Origin of the sequence: Desulfosporosinus youngiae DSM 17734, assembly GCF_000244895.1 — a bacterium.
GTDB classification, from domain to species: Bacteria; Bacillota; Desulfitobacteriia; order Desulfitobacteriales; family Desulfitobacteriaceae; genus Desulfosporosinus; species Desulfosporosinus youngiae.
In genome coordinates, this window is sequence record NZ_CM001441.1 from 2,546,425 (window position 1) to 2,567,690 (window position 21,266).

Annotated in this window: 16 protein-coding genes and 1 pseudogene; 16 read left to right on the forward strand and 1 reads right to left on the reverse strand. The window is 44.5% G+C overall.

What is annotated here, in order from left to right; all coding sequences use genetic code 11:
* Positions 1–268 precede the first annotated feature (268 nt).
* The 11 genes and pseudogenes from DESYODRAFT_RS11755 (at position 269) to DESYODRAFT_RS11805 (ending at position 13,659) form a co-directional block, all read left to right on the forward strand.
* Positions 269–697 (forward strand): hypothetical protein, encoded by a 429-nt coding sequence (locus DESYODRAFT_RS11755; protein ID WP_007783245.1) that lies wholly within the window; start codon positions 269–271, stop codon positions 695–697.
* Positions 698–710: 13 nt separating this feature from the next.
* Positions 711–5,648 (forward strand): DUF4132 domain-containing protein, encoded by a 4,938-nt coding sequence (locus DESYODRAFT_RS11760; RefSeq protein WP_007783247.1) that lies wholly within the window; start codon positions 711–713, stop codon positions 5,646–5,648.
* A 474-nt stretch (positions 5,649–6,122) separates the two neighbouring features.
* Complete coding sequence (locus tag DESYODRAFT_RS11765; protein ID WP_007783248.1) at positions 6,123–6,752, forward strand: anthranilate synthase component II; 630 nt, start codon at positions 6,123–6,125, stop codon at positions 6,750–6,752.
* Positions 6,709–8,073 (forward strand): aminodeoxychorismate synthase component I, encoded by a 1,365-nt coding sequence (pabB, locus tag DESYODRAFT_RS11770; protein ID WP_007783250.1) that lies wholly within the window; start codon positions 6,709–6,711, stop codon positions 8,071–8,073. The genes DESYODRAFT_RS11765 and pabB overlap by 44 nt, the downstream gene beginning before the upstream one ends.
* A gap of 126 nt (positions 8,074–8,199) precedes the next feature.
* Positions 8,200–8,748, forward strand: a complete 549-nt coding sequence (locus tag DESYODRAFT_RS11775; protein ID WP_007783252.1) for a hydrolase — start codon at positions 8,200–8,202, stop codon at positions 8,746–8,748.
* Positions 8,749–9,200: 452 nt separating this feature from the next.
* On the forward strand, positions 9,201–10,013 hold the full coding sequence (locus DESYODRAFT_RS11780) for a DUF3102 domain-containing protein (protein WP_007783253.1): 813 nt from the start codon (positions 9,201–9,203) through the stop codon (positions 10,011–10,013).
* A 77-nt stretch (positions 10,014–10,090) separates the two neighbouring features.
* Positions 10,091–10,504, forward strand: a pseudogene (locus DESYODRAFT_RS11785) (nitroreductase family protein); the annotation flags it as partial.
* Between the two features lie 117 nt (positions 10,505–10,621).
* The gene (locus tag DESYODRAFT_RS11790) at positions 10,622–11,470 is read left to right on the forward strand and encodes an amidohydrolase family protein (RefSeq protein ID WP_007783255.1); all 849 of its coding nucleotides are present in this window, start codon (positions 10,622–10,624) and stop codon (positions 11,468–11,470) included.
* Between the two features lie 136 nt (positions 11,471–11,606).
* Positions 11,607–11,984, forward strand: coding sequence for an HIT family protein (locus tag DESYODRAFT_RS11795; protein ID WP_007783258.1), 378 nt, complete (start codon positions 11,607–11,609; stop codon positions 11,982–11,984).
* A 63-nt stretch (positions 11,985–12,047) separates the two neighbouring features.
* A complete protein-coding gene (locus DESYODRAFT_RS11800; RefSeq protein WP_007783259.1) occupies positions 12,048–13,340 on the forward strand; it encodes a VWA domain-containing protein in 1,293 nt (430 codons plus the stop codon).
* Between the two features lie 49 nt (positions 13,341–13,389).
* The gene (locus DESYODRAFT_RS11805; protein WP_007783261.1) at positions 13,390–13,659 is read left to right on the forward strand and encodes a helix-turn-helix transcriptional regulator; all 270 of its coding nucleotides are present in this window, start codon (positions 13,390–13,392) and stop codon (positions 13,657–13,659) included.
* Positions 13,660–13,797: 138 nt separating this feature from the next.
* On the opposite strand, the gene DESYODRAFT_RS11810 is transcribed toward DESYODRAFT_RS11805, so the two are convergent.
* Positions 13,798–14,019 carry a helix-turn-helix domain-containing protein gene (locus tag DESYODRAFT_RS11810; protein WP_007783263.1) on the reverse strand — a complete coding sequence of 74 codons (222 nt, stop codon included), beginning with the start codon at positions 14,017–14,019 and terminating at the stop codon, positions 13,798–13,800.
* Between the two features lie 111 nt (positions 14,020–14,130).
* Here DESYODRAFT_RS11810 and DESYODRAFT_RS11815 point away from each other — a divergent pair, with 111 nt between their 5' ends.
* From DESYODRAFT_RS11815 to DESYODRAFT_RS11835, 5 genes are all read left to right on the forward strand, one after another.
* The gene (locus DESYODRAFT_RS11815) at positions 14,131–14,328 is read left to right on the forward strand and encodes a hypothetical protein (RefSeq protein ID WP_007783264.1); all 198 of its coding nucleotides are present in this window, start codon (positions 14,131–14,133) and stop codon (positions 14,326–14,328) included.
* 151 nt (positions 14,329–14,479) lie between these two features.
* Positions 14,480–15,319 carry a sce7726 family protein gene (locus tag DESYODRAFT_RS11820; RefSeq protein ID WP_007783266.1) on the forward strand — a complete coding sequence of 280 codons (840 nt, stop codon included), beginning with the start codon at positions 14,480–14,482 and terminating at the stop codon, positions 15,317–15,319.
* A 4-nt stretch (positions 15,320–15,323) separates the two neighbouring features.
* A complete protein-coding gene (locus tag DESYODRAFT_RS11825; protein ID WP_007783268.1) occupies positions 15,324–16,280 on the forward strand; it encodes a sce7725 family protein in 957 nt (318 codons plus the stop codon).
* A 1-nt stretch (position 16,281) separates the two neighbouring features.
* On the forward strand, positions 16,282–17,367 hold the full coding sequence (locus tag DESYODRAFT_RS11830) for an RES family NAD+ phosphorylase (protein ID WP_007783270.1): 1,086 nt from the start codon (positions 16,282–16,284) through the stop codon (positions 17,365–17,367).
* A gap of 221 nt (positions 17,368–17,588) precedes the next feature.
* Complete coding sequence (locus DESYODRAFT_RS11835) at positions 17,589–21,266, forward strand: TerB N- and C- terminal domain-containing protein (RefSeq protein WP_007783271.1); 3,678 nt, start codon at positions 17,589–17,591, stop codon at positions 21,264–21,266.

Sequence of the window (21,266 nt, forward strand, 5' to 3'; positions counted from 1 at the left end):
ATATATTTTCCTTATATATTTACGGATTTCAAGGTTTTCGCAGCGTCAGCCGCACGATTCAGTGAGTTATTGACTGTGTTATAAAACACAAGCCGTTCAAGGATTATATAAATACGAGTGATAGAATATAAATAGGAGCCAAATTATACTTGTATAAATTATAATGGACAGGCTTTGCATGAAATCCAAAGCAATAGCGAAAATATTGAACTGCTCATAAGGAGATTCAAAAAAGATGTGGAAGAGTAAAGTAAGGTAAAGATGAAGGATGACAAAGAGGAGAATTTTTATTTCTATTAAGCAGGCGGGGAAACGTAAAGACTATATTACGAAAAAAGAGCTGGTTTTGCCAAAGGTCCCCCTCAACTTACGAGAACTTATCTCCGGGATTGTACAGATTAATGTTGTTGAGTACAATAACAAAGCTCGCGAGCCTTGGATCATGAACTATCTATCGTCTGAGGAGATAGAGAATCAGGCGGAAACCGGCAAGGTTGGCTTTGGCGAACCTAAGAACAGTCAGCAGGCCGATGTGACAAAAGCAATCGCTGCAGCTCTTACAGCCTTTGAGGACGGTATCTATCGGGTATTTAGCGATGAAAAAGAAATTTCAGAGCTTGATGAGATGCTTTCCTTAAATGAAGGGGATGTCCTGACCTTTATCCGGTTCACAATGCTTGCCGGCAGAATGTGGTGAGGTGATTTGAAAAATGTATTACATAACCAACAATGAAGCCAAGCAAAAGTACCTTGCCAGGCTAGACTCTCAACTGAGTTTGTTTTTGGGCAGAAATAATGAACTGTTTAAGGCCATCTTAGCCTGCTTCCGTACTAATATAAATACCCATCATGTAGCGGATAAAAAGTTGAATGAACTTCAGAAACTATTATGGCAGGCAGACACTGAACAGATTGCCAGTATTTTTTCCGCGGGCGAATTTAAAGTTTTAGTAAAGCTTCTGGGAAAGGAATGGGCCGGGAAGTTTAAAAAAATTTGGGACAGGGGTCCCGACTATATCTATTCATCAGGATATGACCGGCGTTCCTTCCGGACCCAATCATTCCAAGTGCACTATCTTTCTGCCAATGTAAGAAAGCTGGATTGTATGATTGATCTGGTCGCTAATGATTTTACCTATGAGCGCTACTTCACTCAAAAAAACAATGTCTTTGCCAACAATCCGGTCATCGCTGACCTGCTGGCACTGGAAATAGATGAGGGCAATCAAGGGGTGCTTGATTGGCTTCAGGATATTGTGTTTGGCGATAACAACACAGGTCTTATGACTCATGAAATGATTAAGGGATTGCTTATGAGCCACAGCAGTCAAGCACACAAGTGGGTTGGAGACCTGCTTCTGGCGGCTAAATTGCAAGAGGGACTGCGCCAGTCTATAGTTGAAAAAATGGACGAAGGATCTAAGGGAGGCTTCCTGTATATTCTAAAAATCATTCTCGATCATGATCTGGCCCGCTTTTCTTCGGTTGTTCGGGCTTTTGATGTTTGGACGGGACTTGGCATTGGGGCTCAGAAACCTGCTGTCATTAAAAAGTGTTTGGTAGCCGCTTACCGATGTCTGACCGAAGAGGCTTATCGGGAGGAATGCCTGACGGGCAGCGACGCCCTGCTTATTTTTATGGGGCTCTGGGCCCTGGCCTTTGAGGAAGTAGGCTTCATCGAGAGCTGCCTGAAACCTCTGCTCAGTGCACCGGAAAAGTATAAAAGAATGGCCGCCCTCTTCTTTTTAGGACAGACAAATTCTCCCCTTTTACAGCATGGACTTGCTGCACCGCTGCTGGATGATCCGGAGGAAGAGGTAAAATGCTGGGTACTCGGCAATCTTTTCCCTGATCTGGGCCTAAGATCTTTGAACCCGGAATATCAGGCCGGACTCGTCAAATATGATAGAATCGGGAGTATTGTCAGTCGGGAGAAATTATTCGACAAGCTGAAAACTATGCTGGATAACCTTCCCCGCCAAGGGCTGGTCTTCAGGGAGAGCCTTTTTCCCTGGTGCCGGATTAGCACATCATCTGATGAAATAATTGCCAAGATGCTGCTGGCCTTTGCCCCTGAAACGTCAGCTGAAAAGGTTGACTTAATCCTCGATTACCGGGATAAAATGAGTCCCGATACCCGCCGGGAATTCCTGCAGGCCTTTTTGAAAACTCCCCGCACAAGCAAACAAAAAACAGCGCTTGTCGAGCTGATGGGGGATAAAAGCTCCTATGTAAGAACAACCGCTCTTGAAATAGTTAAAGAATTGGAACTTGCCCAGAAGGATTACCGAATCATCGAAGATTTACTGCACTATAAATCAGGCGACTTGAGGAAAAACGCGATTTCCCTGTTGTTACGCCGTTCTCCCTCAGACTTATTAGGGAGTATCCAACGATTGGTTGATGACAGAAATGAGAATAAACACCTGGCAGCCCTGGACATGATCTCAGCCGTTGAAAATGATCCAACCTACAAGGAAATACTGCCGGATTGCCGCGTGATGGCCGGAGTGCTGGCCGGAACATCTCAGAAAACCAAGGTTCTGGCTGACAAAATAACCAACCATGCTCAACCTGTTTATACAGCAGCCAATGGCTTCGGACTCTATAAGCCAACCCAGGAGATTTCTCTGCCAGAAATAAGCTGTTCCGAAGGCTTCTCAGCTAAGGATATTCTTTCTTTAACCTATGAGGAAATCGAAGAGATCCTCCTGGCTCTAAGTGGTCTGATTGATCAGCATAAGGATTATGAATATGAGGTTGAAGACTGGAATGGGTCAATGACCAAAGTGGTGCTCGGCGGTCTATACGATCTCAGAAGTTTTAAATGCCGTGTTAAAGGAGTTTTTACCCTTGATGATTATCCCCTTCCGAAAGTGTGGAGGGAGGCAGCTCAAGATAATCATCTGACAGCCCAAAGATTATTGGCCCTCTTATTTCATTATCTTATGCGCAACTCGTTTCAGCAAAAACAGCGAGAGTGGTTTGAAAAGCTGATGGCTGATTTGTTCGCCGTAAATCATCAGAAAATAGAGGGGATTTTCAAGAAAATACCCTACCTGGGTCATATTCGGAGTATTCTTTCTGCGTTGCTCAGTGAGCAGGCCCCAGAGGAGGTATTTCCGCTCTGCCGGGAGATGACCGCCTATATTTATCAAGAGACTCCGGTCCATCGTTTCGCGGAAGATTATGAAAAGAGGAGTAACAAAGGATCCTTTTATTATTATGGAAGACATTCTTCCTGCCTGGTCAATGCCCAGGAGATTTCCTTCTGGCATCATAATTTGAGCGCGAATATTTACAATGAACAAAGCTTCCGGGACGGTTTTCAAATCAGGTATGCCTTGTATAAAGCTTCAGGTTTCAAATCACCGGCCTCACTGCAATTGGCCGAATTTGAAAAAGCTTTCACTCTGGGACTAGTGGATGAGAATGAATTATACGCCGAGTTTTGCGGCAGGCCTTTAAGCGGCGAAAATTTAAACAGTCTGACTAATAGTAAACGAGGCGGGCATAAAGACCTGGCCGGCTGTCTCAAGCTTAATGAAGTCGGTCAGAAGGTTATTGAACGGATCGTTGGCCTTGAATTAAAACGAGGGGATATGACCACTGAAGTCAGCCATCTGGCCGCCAAAATAGATCATTGCTCCGGTACCAGGTTCTTTGTGGATATCCTGGTAGGAGCTGAAAAGGATACTTATGTAAGAGGGTACAATTCCGTGGGGGGTGACAGCACCAAAAAGGAGATTTTCAGTCACCTGCTGAGATGCCTGTATCCGGAGGACGGTGAGGATGAAAGCACCCTGAGCGAGCTGCTTAAGGATGTTAAGGTAACGGAGAAGCAATTGATTGATGCCGGGATGTATGCGCCCCAATGGCTGGATATTGTAGAGAAGTATCTGGATTGGCCGGGGCTTAAATCAGCCTGTTGGTATTTCCATGCTCATGTTAACGAAACCTTCTCAGCGGAGAAAGAAACCTTGGTGGCCCGTTATTCCCCGGTGTCCCCCCAGGATTTTAAAGACGGGGCCTTTGATATTGTCTGGTTTAAGGAGGCTTATGCCGCCCTGGGTGAAAAGCGTTTTAAAATTGTTTATGACAGTGCCAAATATATCGGAGGGGGACAGCACAAACGTGCCCAGCTTTTTGCCGATGCTGTTTTAGGGCGAATCGATGTCCAAGACGCAGAACAAGTCATCAGGGAAAAACGCAACAAGGATTATGTGCTCTGTTATGGCCTCATACCACTGAGCGGTGACAAAACTGAATTGCTGAACCGGTATGAGTTCTTGCAGTTGTTTCTGAAAGAGAGCAAGCAGTTCGGGGCGCAGCGGCGGGAAAGTGAAGGAAAAGCAGTCTCCATTGCCTTGGAGAATTTGGCGCGGAATGCAGGCTTTCAAGACTCAACCAGATTTATCTGGTCTATGGAAACAGAAAAGCTCAAAGACATTGCCAGCTATCTGGAACCTGTAGCTGTTGAGGATATCGAACTTAAGATTATTATTGACGAATTGGGCAGAGCTTCAATCGGCGCTGTGAAAGGCGGCAAAGTCCTGAAGGATGTTCCGGCTAAGTTAAAGAATCATGACTATGTTAAGGAGATAAAAGCGGTCCAAAAATCACTCAAGGATCAATTTGCCCGAGCCAGGTTATCTCTGGAGAAAGGGATGGAAGCCGGGGATAGGTTTACGGCAGAGGAGCTGCAAAATCTTGCTCAAAATCCGATTATCTATCCCCTTTTGCAGAACCTTGTTTTTCAGTGTGGCCATAAACTGGGCTTTTTCAGAAATAATGCCCTGGTTGATACCCAAAACCAAAGCTATCAGCTGCGACAGGAGGATGAATGCCTGATAGCTCACCCTGTTCACCTTTACGCAAGTAAGGAATGGGCTGCCTACCAAAAGGATATTTATGACCGCAGGATTGTCCAACCCTTTAAGCAGGTATTCAGAGAACTCTATCAACCGAATAGAGATGAGCTGGAGGGTCGTACCCTGTCCCACAGGTATGACGGTCATCAAATTCAGCCGAAAAAGGCGGCTGCGCTCCTGAGAGGCAGAGGTTGGACGGTCAGCTACGAAGAAGGTCTGCAAAAGGTCTTTTACAAGGAAAATATCATCGCCCAAATCTATGCCATGGCCGACTGGTTTTCTCCCGCTGAGGTTGAGGCTCCGACCATTGAAGGCATAGCCTTCTGGGACAGAAAAACCGGCAAGGGCTTACCGGTTACAGAAATTCCTGAAATAATCTTTTCCGAGGTCATGCGGGATGTGGATCTCGTAGTCAGTGTGGCTCACGTCGGAGGGGTAGACCCTGAAGCCAGCCTGTCGACCATCGAAATGCGCAGGGTCATTGTAGCGGAAATGCTGAGATTACTAAAACTGACCAATGTGGAATTAAAAGGCTCCCATGCCTTCATTAAGGGGACACTTGGCCAGTATACAGTCCACCTGGGCAGTGCTGTTGTCCATAAAATGGCCGGCGGAGCTGTGCATATCCTGCCCGTCCACTCCCAACACAGAGGGCGTATCTTTCTCCCCTTTCTTGATGATGATCCGAAAACTGCCGAAATAATCTCCAAAATTGTTTTCCTGGCTGAGGACAGCAAGATCAAAGATCCTAATATATTGCTTCAGATAGCAGACTAACTTTTTTTTGATAAAATGACGCCCCTATACACATTGTTGTGAGGAACAAAACAGGCCGCCTCGTGTTATGAGGCGGCCTGAAGCCAGTGAATTGTTATGATCATAAAAAAGAAATAACCGCCCCTGGCAAGGTTTGCGGTTATTTCTTATAACCCGTAAATCCGGCTAACCGTTCGGTTAGACAATCTGCCGGGCTGGCGTGCATGCAACATGTCAGTCCTTATTTAATATTATATCCATAGATTGTAAAATATGCAACCAGCTCACCTTTGGAAGATGAAGGAGCCGCTGCCGTGGTTAGTCAACTAACAGCTTGACAAATGAATGAATTTTATTATAATTAAGTCAAATTTAATATTAAGGGTGTGCCCAATTCAATTGGAAGACTGCCGAAAACAATAACAGAAATTCTGTTAGTGTTTTCGGTTTTTTTATTCCTGAAATTTCGGATAGGGTCTAAGAAAGGGGAGCAAAATGTATTTAATTATTGATCATTATGACTCATTTGTTTATAACCTAAAGGCCTATTTTGAAGTGCTGAATTGCTCTGTTCAAGTTATTCCCAGTGACAAAGCTACATCAGATTATATAGAACAAATTGAAAACCTCGAGGGAATCATCTTTTCTCCCGGCCCCAAGCGTCCCGAAGACTGTGAACATTCGGCTGCCCTGCTTCGTGCTTTTGGCAAGCGCCTTCCTATTTTAGGAGTTTGCCTTGGTCATCAGCTGATTGGGTATACATTCGGAGCCAAAGTCAGCAAGGGTCTTCGGCCAATGCATGGGAAAATCACCGGGATCAACAATTACAATACAGGTGTTTTACAGGGGCTTCCGGATAAATTTGAAGTGACCCGTTATCATTCCTTAGTTATAGCAGAGGATTTTTTGCCGGATTGTTTGCAGGTTGATGCCAGGGCTGACGACGGAGCCATCATGGCCATATCCCATAAGGAGCTGCCGATATTCGGGGTACAGTTTCATCCTGAGGCAATTTTGACCCAATATGGCTATGAGGTACTTAAGAATTTTGTAAAGATTGCTGAAAAAAGGAGGAGAGAGGATGGCCGACTACAAGGAGTGGAGCCGCTACTATCCTGCTGTTGACATCTATTCCTGTTATTCTGACGAAGAAGATACCGTGTTCCTGGATTCTTCTTTGGAAAATAGGTACGGAAATTATTCGATTATCGGCATCCATCCTTATCTTAAGGTTGAGGACAGAAACGGTGAACTGTTTGTCAACAGTGTCTTTCAGGAGGGGAGCTTTGCCGACTATATTTCCAAGTATTTAAAGGTTCATGAGGAAGAGAATCCCACGGCGCTGCCGCTGCTTTCAGGAGCCATCGGTTATCTGGCCTATGATTTCGGGTTGAGGCCGAAGGGCGTCTCATCCCGCCATCTTAAAGATGTTGATATTCCGGAAGGACTATTTATCTTTTATGAGCACTTTATTATCGAGGACCACAGGAACAGAACAATTTATCTGACTGCCGCCCACCCTTTGTATCACGGGGAAGACAGTCTGGGCGCTTTGGAAAAGGAGCTCGAAGAAAGACTTTATTCCTGCCCAACGAACCTATCACCGGCTAAGCTGAAAAAAGGAGGTTTTAACCTTCGTTCTGACTTCGAGAAAGAGCAATACTACGAGGCCATCAACACGGTCATTAACTATATTGTTGAAGGGGATATCTATATAGCCAATATGACCCGTCAAATCATCATGGAAAGTCAGATGCAGCCCTATGAGGTATTTTTACGGCTCCATAAGAACAACCCCGCACCCTTTAGCGGCTATCTGAATTTCGGGGATTTTAAGATTGTTTGTTCTTCGCCGGAGCGGTTTTTAAAATTAAGGGACGGGATTGCGGAGACACGCCCCATCAAAGGGACCAGAAGAAGAGGGGAAACCCCGGAAGAAGATGACGCCCTGCGGACGGAGTTGTTGCATTCATCGAAAGACCGAAGCGAATTATTGATGATCGTTGATTTGGAGCGGAACGACCTGAACAAGGTCTGTGAACCGGGCAGTGTTGAAGTTACCCAGTTGTTCGATGTTGAAGCCTATGCGACGGTATTCCACCTGGTGTCGACGATTGTCGGAAAACTAAAGGAAGGTATGACTTCGATGGATCTTTTGCTGGCCATGTTCCCCGGCGGATCAATCACCGGGGCACCGAAACGGAGAGCCATGGAAATCATTGATGAAGTGGAACATTCACGCAGAGGGCTTTATACCGGGGCGATCGGTTACCTTTCGTTCGATAATAGCTGTGATTTTAATATCGTGATTCGTACCGCAGTTTATAAAGACGGGCTGTACCATTTGGGGGTTGGCGGCGGGATCACCTGTGAATCTGAATTGGAATTTGAATTCGAAGAAACTGAACAAAAAGCCAAGGCCTTACTGGAGGCAATAAAAGTTTAACAAGAAATAATAAGCGCTTGAAGGAGAAATCGCCGGTGTGTTGAATATAATCTCGAAGCACAAGTGATTAGCAGCGATGATACTTTAGGAATCATGTCCGAATAATATTGGAGAGGAGTGTTAACCTTGAACAAATATGTTCTAAATGAGGCCGAAGTCGTGCTAGTGGTCATCGATATTCAAGCGAAATTACTTCCTGTGATGAAGTACGGAGAACAAGTCATTCAAAACACCAACACCTTAATTTCCGTTGCCAAGAAATTAGATATTCCTATTTTCGTCACAGAACAATACCCCAAAGGCCTTGGCAAGACTGTTTCAGAGCTAAGCAACAATCTCGAAGGATCGTCCACCTACGAAAAGATGACCTTTTCAGGTTGTACAAGTGAGGTAACTTCGGCACTGAAGGGGTTGGGACGAAAGAAAATCATGATTACAGGGACGGAAACCCATGTTTGTGTTTTTCAAACGACCAGGGATTTACTTGCCAATGGTTACCAGGTTTTCGTAGTGGGTGATGCGGTGTGTTCAAGGACCAAGGCAAATTACCGAAATGGGTTATCCCTGATGTCATCTATGGGAGCAGTCGTTACCAACACAGAAACCGTCGTTTTTGATTTGCTGAAGCAATCAGGTACACCTCTGTTCAAGGAACTCTCCAAACTGATAAAATAGCGTAACTCTAAGATCAATACAAATCAGGCCGTCTCGTTTTATGAGACGGCCTGAACTCTGGAATAGTTCACTCATTGTTATGATCATGAAGAAGAAATAACTGCCTCTGGTCAGGGCTGCGGTAATTTCTTATACCCGTAAATCCGGCTAACCTTTCGGTTAGACAATCTGTCGGGCTGGCGTGCTTGCAAGTGTCTCACTGCAATCCAGTTCTGCTCACAACTGCTTGGTGCCGGTTAACAAAGGGAAACGATAGCTTTTCCGGTGTTCGGGAATGAAGACGAAAGAAGGAGGCGCTTCAAGAACTGAGTGCAGTTCAAAAGGCGCTTCCTTTTCTGTGGGCAAATTGCTTAGGTCACCGGCGGATCGTAGAGATCGTTTGTAATCATGTCACACTCTTAAGTCTGTCCACATATCCTATGAGTGACATCAGCCCAAGGAGTGTGGATACCATGACGAGTACCGGCACGGACATTATCAGCGGACGCACCACCCAGGTCATCGCCGCTGAAATTAACATGATCAAATACCAGACTGAGAGAATCTATCTGGCCGCCGCCGTGGAGATCGGAAGGCGGCTGACGGAGGCCAAGGCTTTGCTCGAACATGGAGAATGGGGCAAGTGGCTGGAAGAGTCGGTGGATTTCTCCCAGAGCAGGGCCAATAAACTGATGCGTATCTTTACAGAGTACGGAGCGGGACAGCTTGCCTCCTCAAATTCGGATCCGGGTCCGAATTTGAACTACAGCCAGGCGGTCCTTCTATTAGGTATCCCAAAGGAGGAACGGGCGCAATTCATCCTTGATATGGATATCGAGGGAATGACCAAACAGGAACTCAGGCAAGCGATCAAGGAACGGAGGCAGACCCGGCAGGAGAAAGACCGGGCCCTGCAGGAGAAGGAAGACCTCCGGAAGACAGTGGCAGAGCAAAGCGGTATTATCACCGGGCTGACTGGAGAGCTTGCCGATCTGAAGGTCCAATTGGAGAAGGTTAGGACGGCTAAAGGAGAACTGGATAAAACGGCCAGGCAGCTGAAGGATTCCCTGGAATCCCTGCAAAAAAGCTCATCCGCCAAGGGCTATAAGGGGGTCAGGGCCAGCCAGATCGCCTTCCTCTGTGAAAACCTGGATAAAACTCTTAAGCAAGTCAAGCATGAGCTGATCCAAATTGCCCCCAATGACAAAGAGACCTATATCACTTATAAGAATAAAGTGTACGATCTTTTGAATGTGTGGCTTAAGGACGAGACCTGGAGCAGGTAAGTCTGTGCCGGCGGAGACGATTATGCAGTAGCCTGAAATATAAACCAGCCATCCCTGACTGAAAAACGAAATACCTGGATGTGAACGGCTACCTCCGCGATTACCGGCGCAGCATAGAGGAAATAGAAAAACTGGTGTCTGCACTCAGAACGGTGGCCTTTCCGGGCGCAGCCGAGCAGTCCGCCGGCCTTGGCGGGGCGGGGGCACAGTATTATAGCAGAGTGGTGGAAACTTATCGCCAAACCGGTCAAGATGTCATATTACGGAACGCTCCCTGTCTGATTGTGGCTATGACTTCAAAGGAGTTTCACCCCCGTGGACGGGATAATACCTATTTTTCCCTGGCCTACGCTGAGCTCTACGCCCCGGCTATTGAATTGGGAACATGTTGGGTGGGATTCTTTGAAGGGTGTGCTTCTGCCAATTATCAGCCCTTGCTGAGTATCTTGAACCTGCCGGAAAACATGGTTGTCACCGGTGGATTGTTAGTATAAGGCTGCTACTGTTGTTCCTATTGATGCCTATGATATTGTGAAAGACGATAACAAAATGAGGATATGATATAATGAAGAAATTATAATAGGAAACTAAATACGGGAGATGGTATTTTGAAAATCATTGATGCGCATTTGCATTTTTCATGTCGCCCTGGATTTAATGAAACGGCGAAAAATATATCACAAGTGGAATTCAGTGCTCAAGGGCTAAGACAAGAGTTCGAACAAGCCGGTGTTGTAGCTGGAATCATCATGTCAACGCCCAGTCGGGAGCCCAGCCAACCTTCGGGAAGTCCGGAAGAATTTGTTTTGGCAGATGGGACTGTAGAAGGTTTACTTTCTTGTGTAGGCGTCAATCCTGAAAGGCTTAAGGAAGATCATCAAGAGCTTGATTATATTGAAGGAGAACTTAAAAAAAGGGGAGTGACAGGGATTAAACTCTATCCCGGTTATTTTCCATATTACGTGTATGATTCGATTTATGATCCTATCTATGAGCTTGCTCGTAAATACGAAGTTCCCGTAGCGATTCATTGTGGCGATACACAATCCCCAAAAGGGCTTTTAAAATATTCCCATCCGTTAACCATTGATGAGTTAGCCGTAAAACAAGAGGACGTTACGTTTGTGATCTGTCATATGGGCGTCCCGTGGATGATTGATGCAGCAGAGGTCACCGCCAAGAATCATAATGTTTACGCAGACTTATCCGGACTCATCGCCGGGAATAAAGAGCACGTGATGAAAATCAAAGATAAAAGGCTTTACGTCGAGTATATACAACAAGCCTTAGTCATTTCGAATTGCTATAATAAAGTTCTATTTGGATCAGATTGGCCGCTCGTACCTATTAAACCTTATGTAGAATTTATCAAGCATGTTATACCGGAAGAGCATCACGAAGCTGTATTTTATCGAAATGTGCTTAAGGTTTATCCTAAACTTAATGAAATTTTGTAAGCTGCGTAGTCTGCAACTCTGATTTGTTAAAGAAGTAGAGCACCACCAAGACCAGAATGATAACACAGGAAACAATAATCCAGATAGAGAGAAAATCACATCGTTTGGAAAGAAGGGGAAGCAAGTAAGTGAATGTATTTTTTGTAAGCTCCCAGAGATAGCTATCCTTGTCCAGAACGATCTGGCCCTGGCCTTTTTTGATAAATTCCCGGTCAATGAAGGACATGTTCTGATTATTCCCAAGAGGCATGTCGCAAGCTTCTTTGACCTAACCGAAGAAGAAGTTCTGGGCACCTGGAGATTAGTCCAGGAAGTAAAAGATTTGTTAGACAGCCGCTTCCGTCCCAGCGCTTACAATGTGGGGGTTAATGTAGGAGCGGCTGCCGGGCAGAGCGTTTTTCACGCACATATTCATGTTATTCCCCGTTATGAGGGGGATGTCACAAACCCCCTGGGCGGAGTCCGGAATGTTAAGAAGAGTATTGTTCCCTATGCCGGGGATGGGGAGGAGTAAAGCGTGGTCTAGAAATGGGCATAGTTATTGAGGCACTGATTAAAACCTTGAAAGGGTGATAATATGAATGTGACCAAGGGGCAAAAGGCAGATGTTACAAAGAATAGACCGGATATTAAAAATTTGGTGGTTAACCTTAGCTGGCATGTCAAAGACGGGGGCAATCCTTCTCACTACGATATTGATGCTGCGGCCTTTTTATTAACTATGGACGGAAAGACCCGGGCTGACCAGGATTTCATTTTTTATAATAATCCGGCAGGGGGCAATGGAGCGGTTCATCATTCTCTGGCTCGTGACGGGGGTGGGGAGCAAATAGCTATAGATTTGGCACGCCTTCCTCAAGATATTTGCAGGATTGCTTTCACAATAACTATTCATGGCGCTGAGGCTAAGGGGCAGAACTTTGGCGGGATTGACCAGGTAAGGGTAGCTGTCTTAAATAAAGATACGCGGGAGGTTCTTCTGGAGTATGAAGTCAGGGAACAGCTTATGGTTGAAACGGCTCTGGTACCTGCCGAATTATACCGTCACAATGGAGCCTGGAAATTCAATGCCATAGGAAGCGGCTTTAAAGGAGGGCTTGAAGCCCTATGCAATAATTTTGGAATTGAGGTTGAGCTGGATAAGGAGGCAGCCCCTCAGGAACCGTTGGTTGTAAACTTATCGAAGATCGACCTGCTCAAAAAGAAGGTAAGCGCGGTTCTCGAAAAGAAAAAGCTAATCAACGTGCTAGCTAAGGTGGGGTTAGTGCTTGATATTTCCGGCTCAATGTCTAAGCTTTACAAAGGTGGGACCGTACAAAATCTGCTCGACCGGATTACCGCGGTTGCCAGCCACTTTGATGATGATGGAATGCTGGATCTTTGGATTTTTGATCATCGCTTTCACCGCCTGCCCGCAGTTTCGGAGAAAACATATGAGGGGTACATAGAAAGAGAAATTCTAAACAAGGCCAAAAACGGTGGTTTCAAGGGCAAGATCTTCGGCAGGAATGACGAACCGCCGGTTATCAGGGATGTTATAGGTTTTTATACAGAAGAACAAGAGCAAAGGAGCAGCCTTCCGGCCTTTATCGTCTTTATTTCAGACGGAGGAATCAACAAAAACAGAGAGATCCGGAAATTGATTACTGACGCCGCCAGCTTGCCGCTGTTTTGGCAATTTGTAGGTATTGGGCGGGAAGACTATGGTATCCTGGAAAAATTGGATACCATGGCAGGCAGAGTTGTGGATAATGCCAACTTTTTTGCCCTGGATGATATTGACCGGATATCGGATGAGCAGTTGTACGAACGCCTGTTGAATGAATTTCCCCAGTGGCTTAAGGAAGCAAAGCTTAAGAAACAGATTTAGATATTTCTTTAAAACGAATGACTAATTACTTTAAAGGAAGTGATCAAAAGTGAATCATGATGAAGTGAAAAAACAATTACTTCAAAATCCTGAAGTTCAAGGTGAATATGATGATCTTAAAGTTCTCTATGATATTAAGCGTGAAATAATAAGACTCCGATTGGAACAAGGGTTAAGTCAAAAAGAACTAGCCGATAAAATTAACACAAAACAATCTGCAATTTCACGTTTAGAAAGTGGTGAATACAATCCTAGTATCGAGTTATTAGCTAAGATAGCTAATGCGCTAGGCAAAGAACTTCAGATAAGCTTTCAATAACAGTTGCTCCTGCTATTATCTGATATAGGGACTAAAAAGCCGCTTCCATCCCGTTGCCTTCCTATGCCGAGGATGAGGAGAAGTAAAACATGGCCCAGAATGACAATGTTGTCGTTTCTGGGCCGTGTTTATTTAAAACTATTTCTTGTGAGGGTAGGGTTTTTCTACATCCGTGCGGTTTACCAAATAATCAATGCTGGTTTCAAACAAGTCGGCTATTTTATCCAAAACTTGTACCGGGATATTTAGTTTGCCAATCTCATAATCAGAGTAAGTTGTCTGATGAATTCTCAGATACTCTGCCATTTGGGACTGGGTCATATCTCTATCTTCCCGCATATTACGAATTCTCACATACACAGCAACCACCTCACATATAAGTATGCCTTAAGGGAATATCCCTTATTGACATTTAAGGGATATTCCCTTAAAATATGTGTCAAATCTTTGCTTTTTATTCGGGAGGGGTCTATGGAGCGGGAAGCCATTAACTTACAGAATAAAAAGATAGAGCGGATGATAGTCAGCATCAGCGCTATGATTGCTGATGCTATCGAGATAGCACAGAAAGCAAAGGCCATGTCTGCAGATTCGGAAAAGAAGCTTATTCTTGCGCAGTTAGAGTTGGAAAATTTATATATACAATTAGAAAAGTCAGAAAGCATTTGAGCGCACTCAGATTGAAATAGCCCACCATTTGTGGGCCTATTTCAATTGTACCTACAGCTAAAGAAGAGGGTTCCCAAGCTTTTTAGAGTATGATATCATGAAATGGAAAATATAGTGAAAAGGGGAGGGGGTTTTTGTAGCTGCTCAGAATTTGATACTAAATAAACTCTTTACCCAAAATGTTTTCCATAATTTACTCAATGGCAATCATAACGCAACTTATAGCCAAGTTGTGCGAAGATATGCTGCCGATCCGGAAGCAAAGAATAATGGAGAGCTCATTAGCGAAGTATATAAGTTCATGTCAGCGTCCTATCGCAACGAATACTTTTATCTAAATACCTTGCTGAATAAACTTTTACTGGGTAAGCACAGCATCAATACTACAACAGCTTTAACCCAAATCCCCATCGGAAAATCGAAAGCGGATTTTATTTTGATCAACGGTAAGGCTGTTGTGTACGAAATAAAAACGGAATTAGATTCTTTTGAGCGTCTGGACACACAGTTACGGGATTACTATAAGGCATTTAACCATGTGTGTGTAGTTACTTCTGCAAGCAATTTTGCTAAGATATCGGCCATTTTGCAAAATACCCCGGTGGGTATTTATGTTCTTACGAAGAAGAATGCAATCAGCAGGCGTTTGCGCAAGGAACCTACAGAGGACAATTCACAACTAAATCATCTGGCTATTTTTAAGGTGCTGCACAAAAGGGAATATGAGAAAATCCTGAAAAAGTATTTTGGACGGCTGCCCATTACTTCTCAAGTGTTTTATTATGATGAGTGTTTTTCTTTGTTCGCAAAGATACCGGTTGAACATGCTTATGCCATGTCAATCCAGGTATTGAAAGAACGCAATAGAATAGAGATTAGTTTCTTTCAAAGTGTCCCCTATGAATTGAAATCGCTCATATACTTTTCCAATCCGGCGAAAAAGGAATTTGAGGCTCTCAATCGTTTTCTAAATCAGAAGTTTGGGGGATGAGAGTATGTATTTTCCCTATGTACGCGGAAGACAATACGAGCTATTGGCTTTGCGGGAGTTGGTATCCAATGATCTGTTGGGAGACTATGTGGTCCCGGTCGTTGAGCCGGTGAAGCTTTCCCCTACGCTCATTAAGACGATGTCCGAACACATCAAAGCTGACCATCCGATCTCAATTATCAGGAATCCAGCGGTAGGTTCGTTTCTGAAAGATTTAAGAGATGTCCGGGATGGATCGAAAGAAGCCTCATACAAAAATGAGTTTTTAACCTTGTATGAAACTAAGACAGTCATCAAGTCCATAATCATGCAGGAAAATGCTCAATCACTTCTGGAATATTGGACTAAGAAGGGTATCGCTAAGAACGAATTGCTCGTTGTTAATATTAACCGGGATTATTTGGATATTTATGAGCGTGAGTTTGCTGATGTAAATCCTAAATATGCTTTGATCCCGGACGAAAGTACCTTCAGGCGCAGAGTAAAACGGAATAGGATTCTCTTCAATGATAAATTTGAGAAACAAAACCGGAATGCCGATTATCTCAAGCAACCCGATGAATTTTTTTCTGATAGCCATTTGTATTTTAAGGATGATGGTAACTCAGGGTTTGCGGACTATTCAGTCATAGGAGACGGATATCTTGAAGCCGGTTTTGCCCCGTATGCAGTTGCGATCCATATCGTGTATTTTGCTGAAAATCAAGAACTGAGAGTAAGGCATTTTGTTTCTGATTCAAATGAAGATATAGCTAACCCTGCCAAAAAATTCTATGAAGCGGTTTCCAAATTGGCAACCTGGTATAAGGCAGAACCTAAGTCGGTTGAATTAACATCAGGGCTAAAAACTTTGTTGGAACATTACGAAAATCAAACATATCCGGGACTTGGAAGCGTAAAAAAACTGTCCTTGATGCATCATTTGGAGTTAATGGGAAAATACTTGAGCGAGGTTGGTTAATATGTATTGCTGTACCAACTGCTTTAGGGATGCTGAAATCAAAGGGATTATTCAGGGCTATAATATAAGCGGCAATTGCAGCTTTTGTGGACAAAAGAATGCCTCTACATATCAAATCGGTACAGATACCAATTTGTCCGATTTATTTGATGAATTGCTGGATGCTTATACTACAGCGGCAAATCTGCCGGAGACTTTCCCAAAAGATAGTACAGACTTGCTGAAAAACATTCTTTATTCTAAGTGGAATATTTTTAATGTTGCGCCGGAGTGCATTTATAGGTTGATTACAAGCATTTGCCATGAAAAATATAGTGAACAGCCCGAGTTGTTTGATGCTCCTGTTGGGCTATGGCAGAGTCAAGACCAAGGGTATTTAAAGGATAATGGAATCATAAAAAATTTTGCCTGGGCTGATTTCGTTGAGGTAATTAAACGCAAGAACCGATTTCATACGGATTATTTAAACAAAGATGTTTTGTACCAATTCATATACTGTGTAAGGAAGACCTATAAGGCTGGTACTACTTTTTATCGCGGGCGGATATGTCCGACAGGACAGGGTTTTTCAACAGATGATATGGGTCCCCCGCCGCCTCATTTAGCATCAGCCGGGAGGGCCAATTCCGAGGGAATCAGCATTCTTTATTTGGCAGATACCGTAAAAACAACTCTGCATGAGATTCGAGCGGGAGTTTACGATTATGTGACAATTGGGAGTTTTGAATTGCTAAAGGATATGGAAGTGATTAACCTGGCAGAGATTGATAAGATTAGTCCATTTATCGCTTCCAAATCCTACGGGATTGAGTTTACCCGTCACGCTGTAAATATTGAACCATTAAAAATGATCAGCCAGGAGATCGCCAAGCCACTTAGGCGTCATGACAGTCTTTTAGACTATCTGCCGACCCAATATGTAAGCGATTACATAAAAAGCAAAGGGTTTGACGGTATTGAATATATTAGCACTATGTCCCCTGATGGAGTTAATCTGGCAGTTTTTGATTACAGTTTATTAAAGTGTACAAGTACGACCGTTTATGATGTAAAGGCTCTTAACTATTCATATGACAAAGTTAAATAGACTTAGTTGCGCCGCAGTGAATTCTGTCGGCGTTTTTTGTCTGAAGAAAAGTGAAAATTGATTATATCTGGGTTTCAAAAAAAGAAATGCCGAAAAGATCTGAAATTTTTGTTTTTGTAAAGATCAATACAGGAAATTACAATTTTTAAAAGAAATATATCAAAAGGTTTCATTGTCCTTAAATCAGTTCATAGGCTAATGCAAAGGTTGGTGAAAATAGGATGAGCCTTTTTAAAGACATTCTATCCGGAATCTCCGGTATCTTTTCCGGATCCCCGTATCGGATTATTCTCTCTGCAGAAGACAAGAAATTCTATCTAAATGCGTATAAAGGAGCCGGAGCGATACCCTTCGCTCAGCTGCTGAATAAATATCCGCAGTTAGGTGATCTAGCTGTATGGGTGAACTATGAGAAAGGACGCATAGTAATTCCTCTGGGAAACTTAGCCTATGTAAAAAAGGAATTGGCCCGCTTAATTTCGGAGGAGCAAAAAAATAAGCCTCAGATTGTAATACCCCAGGAAATTCAGCAGCTCAAGCCCGGAAAAATGCCGGCAGGATTTGAAATCCGGTATAGTTGGAACGGCTCGGAAAAAGCTATCCAACCCCAACTGAGGGGAGAATATTGGGGAGAAGGCACATATGTATCAGAAAACAGCTATTGGAACATGCCAGGCTTTACTGAAAACGATGACCTTTGGCTCAGAAAAAACAAAATCCAGGGCCAAGAAATCCTTGAATTTCTCCGCGCGATCCTTCCCCAATGGCAAAGGCGCAGTTTCCCGGTACAATCTGAAGTCGTCCTGGAAGCAGAACCTGCCTGCACTATTAAAATCAACCGGGTCCTTATAGATTCCGTCACCTGTGAAGCTCTCTGGCGGGTAAATCCCGGGAGCATCGCTGAAATCCCTTCATTGGCAGGCTATATAATTGCAGGCTCTTCACTTTGCGAGGGATTTAATCCCGCCGGGCTTTCCTTGCAAATTCCGCTTCAGAGCGGGGAGTTTACCCTCAGGGGTGAAGAAATTGCTGTCTTTCAGCGGGAAATCCTACCTAAAATCAAAAAGTGGATCAAAGGCAACCTGGAGGAATTGTCTGACAGACACCGGGTGACGGAAAACAGAGGAGGGCTTATTCTTTCCATCGCCAGAGGAGAAATGAATGGTATAGGCTATGCGGAGGCGATTCCTTATTTTGTGGAGGGAAATGAAAGAATTAAAGCGGAAGATCTCTCCAGGAAAATTCAACCGGATAAAAAATATATCCGCTTGGAGAGTGGCTGGTGTCCCGTGGAAAGTTTGAAACAGCTTGGGTTAGGGCCCATGGGGCGTTTAATTGACGGAACAGCATTAAGCAATTACCTTAGGTTATCCGCCGCGGAAATTCTGCTGAGAGGTTCGGAGCGTTTTGATGGCCCCTGGCAGCGGCTTGAGTTTCCGGAGCTGAAATTGCCCGCCAATGCTGCACCGGGCAGGATTGCAGCTGAACATCTGAAGTTCCTGATCCAATGGGGGATTCCCGGAGGTTTTACCGGAGCTTTTGCCGATTATGAGATTACTCTGCTGGAAACTTTGACTGGTCTGTTCCGGGAATCCCCTAAAATCCGGGTGCTGGTGGTGGGAAAAAAGACTCTTTTCAGCCAAATGACGGAGCAATGGCAAGCCATTCTCTCCGCAAAATATGAAGGAAATAAGAAAGATCCGGAAATAAAAAGCAATGCAGCCGGATTGTATATGGCGACTCCCAATGCCTTGGAAAATTACCCGGGGCTGAGCCGGGCTAAATGGGATCTGCTCATGATTCTGGAAGCCGATGCTTTGCTTAAGTCCAGCACTTCAAAGCTATATAACAATCTCATCGCTTGTAAAGCGCGCCTGGTCCTCGGCCTGTTTAGCGGTACCGGGTTTTTCAAGCATCAGCAATCCTTGGAGGCCCTTTCAACTCTGTTTGGCATTCAGGATAGAGATACGGTTTGGAAGTATGGGGTTCGCAATCCTTATGAAGAGAGAGTAGCCTTGCCGCCGGCCTATCGATTGCGGCAAAAGCCTGTAAGCGGCGGAAAAACACCAGGGGGACCGGCTGAATTTACCCTTCGGAATGATTCGCCGGGTAAGGCCCAGCCCATTCCCCTCAGGACTGAACAAAAGGTACAAGTAGCCACTGCTGAGGGCAACTTGGATTTCAGCTTCTCCATTGAAATCAGTACGTCTAATTCCTATACGGGCTATTATAACGGAGAAAGTTTTCTCCAAGAAGCAAAGAAGCTCGTCGGACATGTGGAATCTAAAGCCAGGTTCATTCCCTTTATGTCCTATTGGCCGACGTACAGTTCCATGAGCGCCGAACAGCAGAAGTGGTATTTTTACTGGCGGGGGCAGGTCAGAAAAGGACTTTATCCCGACACGGATCTTTCTTACATCTTTGTTCATGTCTATGAACTGATTAATAATGTGGGAGTCTTAAGGCCTCAGGATGGATACCGGCAGTTGTTTGATCTATGGATCAACTACCGGGAGCGCTATCCGAAGCTGGATCATTATTTGGTGGACTGGCTTATGGATTATGCGGTTATGTTTGGGTGCGACAGCGACCCTCTGCAAATCTATGAGCAACTCGACACCCGGAACGCGAATTCTGTTTACCTGGATACCATCCTGACTCGCTATAACAAGTCCGGAATCTATCGTTTTCCCCTGGAGTTAATTAACCGGCTTTCGGATTATAATCTTTTCCGCAGTAAATTCTACAATGAAAGCGGTCAAGCCCTTGTGGCGGAATATATCCCGAAAACTATTGAAAAAGTTAATGAGTTTCTGTTACAACAGCACCATTTAGGAATGCTGGATATGTTTCAACCCAGTCAAAGGGAGAAAATACAGCATGCACCTTTCCGCAGTGCGGTGCACTGCTATGATGCAGGCCGGCAGATTACCCTGGAGACGATTCCTTACACCAGGCACAAACCTTTACGGGAATTTCTTACCGCCGTGATCAAACACACTGAAAACAAGCTCAGAGAAGCGAAGGGATACAACGGAAGGCTGCGGAGCTATGCACTTGAATCTGAAATCAGGATCTGGATCGATGATTTTCTGGCTTCCGAAATAGAAAGTCTGGAACCGGCAACCAAGTCCTCTCTTAAAATCGAGCTGGATCCGTCTAAAATAGACCAACTGCTCAAAGACTCCAATAAAGTACGGGATATGCTGATCATCCCTGAAATTGAGGTTCAAGCCGAAGACAAGGAGGAGCCCCGGCCCGGAAGAGAGAAGACTGTCGCCGGCAATTTAGAGAGGCCTCAGGGAACGCCGGTTCAATTGCTGACGGATTTGGAGCCTGTTCATCAATTGCTGGAGGAGCTTGATGACCGGCAATTAGGATTGCTCAGAGCCCTGGCAGAAAATCTGTGGGTATTAGAAGATTCAACATTATCCGGGTTGTTTCCTGATCTGTTGGTCGACTCGGTGGTTGACAATATCAATGAGCTGTCTCTTAACTATCTCGGCGACCTGCTCATTGCCGTTGAAGGCAGCCAGAAAATTGTTGCCGATGACTTCCGGGATGAACTGGACTATCTTTTACCCCGCCTGGAAGAGGCAAAGCCGCAGAAGCCGGAACATTCCAAGCCGGCGCAGGATCTTTCTGAGGAGTGGAAACGCTTCCGGATGAATATCTCCGCTTTTCAATACCGGGCTTTGAAGGCCTTCAGCCAGGAAGAGGACTTAATCGCCAGGATCGATAAAATTGCCGGGGAGTCCCTGATGATGCCCGAAATTCTGATTGATTCCATCAATGAATTGGCCCTGGATAATCTTGGCGATATAATTATTAATGTAGAATCGTTTCCACCGGCAATCAATGAGGAATACAGGGATATGATTAAGAAAATTACAGCATAA

Bases quoted from the DNA above. Each gene is read 5' to 3' on its own strand.
- DESYODRAFT_RS11760 (WP_007783247.1), top strand. From the start codon at position 711: ATGTATTACATAACCAACAATGAAGCCAAGCAAAAGTACCTTGCCAGG.
- DESYODRAFT_RS11815 (WP_007783264.1), top strand. From the start codon at position 14,131: ATGGAGCGGGAAGCCATTAACTTACAGAATAAAAAGATAGAGCGGATG.
- DESYODRAFT_RS11835 (WP_007783271.1), top strand. From the start codon at position 17,589: ATGAGCCTTTTTAAAGACATTCTATCCGGAATCTCCGGTATCTTTTCC.
- DESYODRAFT_RS11830 (WP_007783270.1), top strand. From the start codon at position 16,282: ATGTATTGCTGTACCAACTGCTTTAGGGATGCTGAAATCAAAGGGATT.
- DESYODRAFT_RS11825 (WP_007783268.1), top strand. From the start codon at position 15,324: ATGTATTTTCCCTATGTACGCGGAAGACAATACGAGCTATTGGCTTTG.
- pabB (WP_007783250.1), top strand. From the start codon at position 6,709: ATGGCCGACTACAAGGAGTGGAGCCGCTACTATCCTGCTGTTGACATC.
- DESYODRAFT_RS11800 (WP_007783259.1), top strand. From the start codon at position 12,048: ATGAATGTGACCAAGGGGCAAAAGGCAGATGTTACAAAGAATAGACCG.
- DESYODRAFT_RS11765 (WP_007783248.1), top strand. From the start codon at position 6,123: ATGTATTTAATTATTGATCATTATGACTCATTTGTTTATAACCTAAAG.
- DESYODRAFT_RS11780 (WP_007783253.1), top strand. From the start codon at position 9,201: ATGACGAGTACCGGCACGGACATTATCAGCGGACGCACCACCCAGGTC.
- DESYODRAFT_RS11755 (WP_007783245.1), top strand. From the start codon at position 269: ATGACAAAGAGGAGAATTTTTATTTCTATTAAGCAGGCGGGGAAACGT.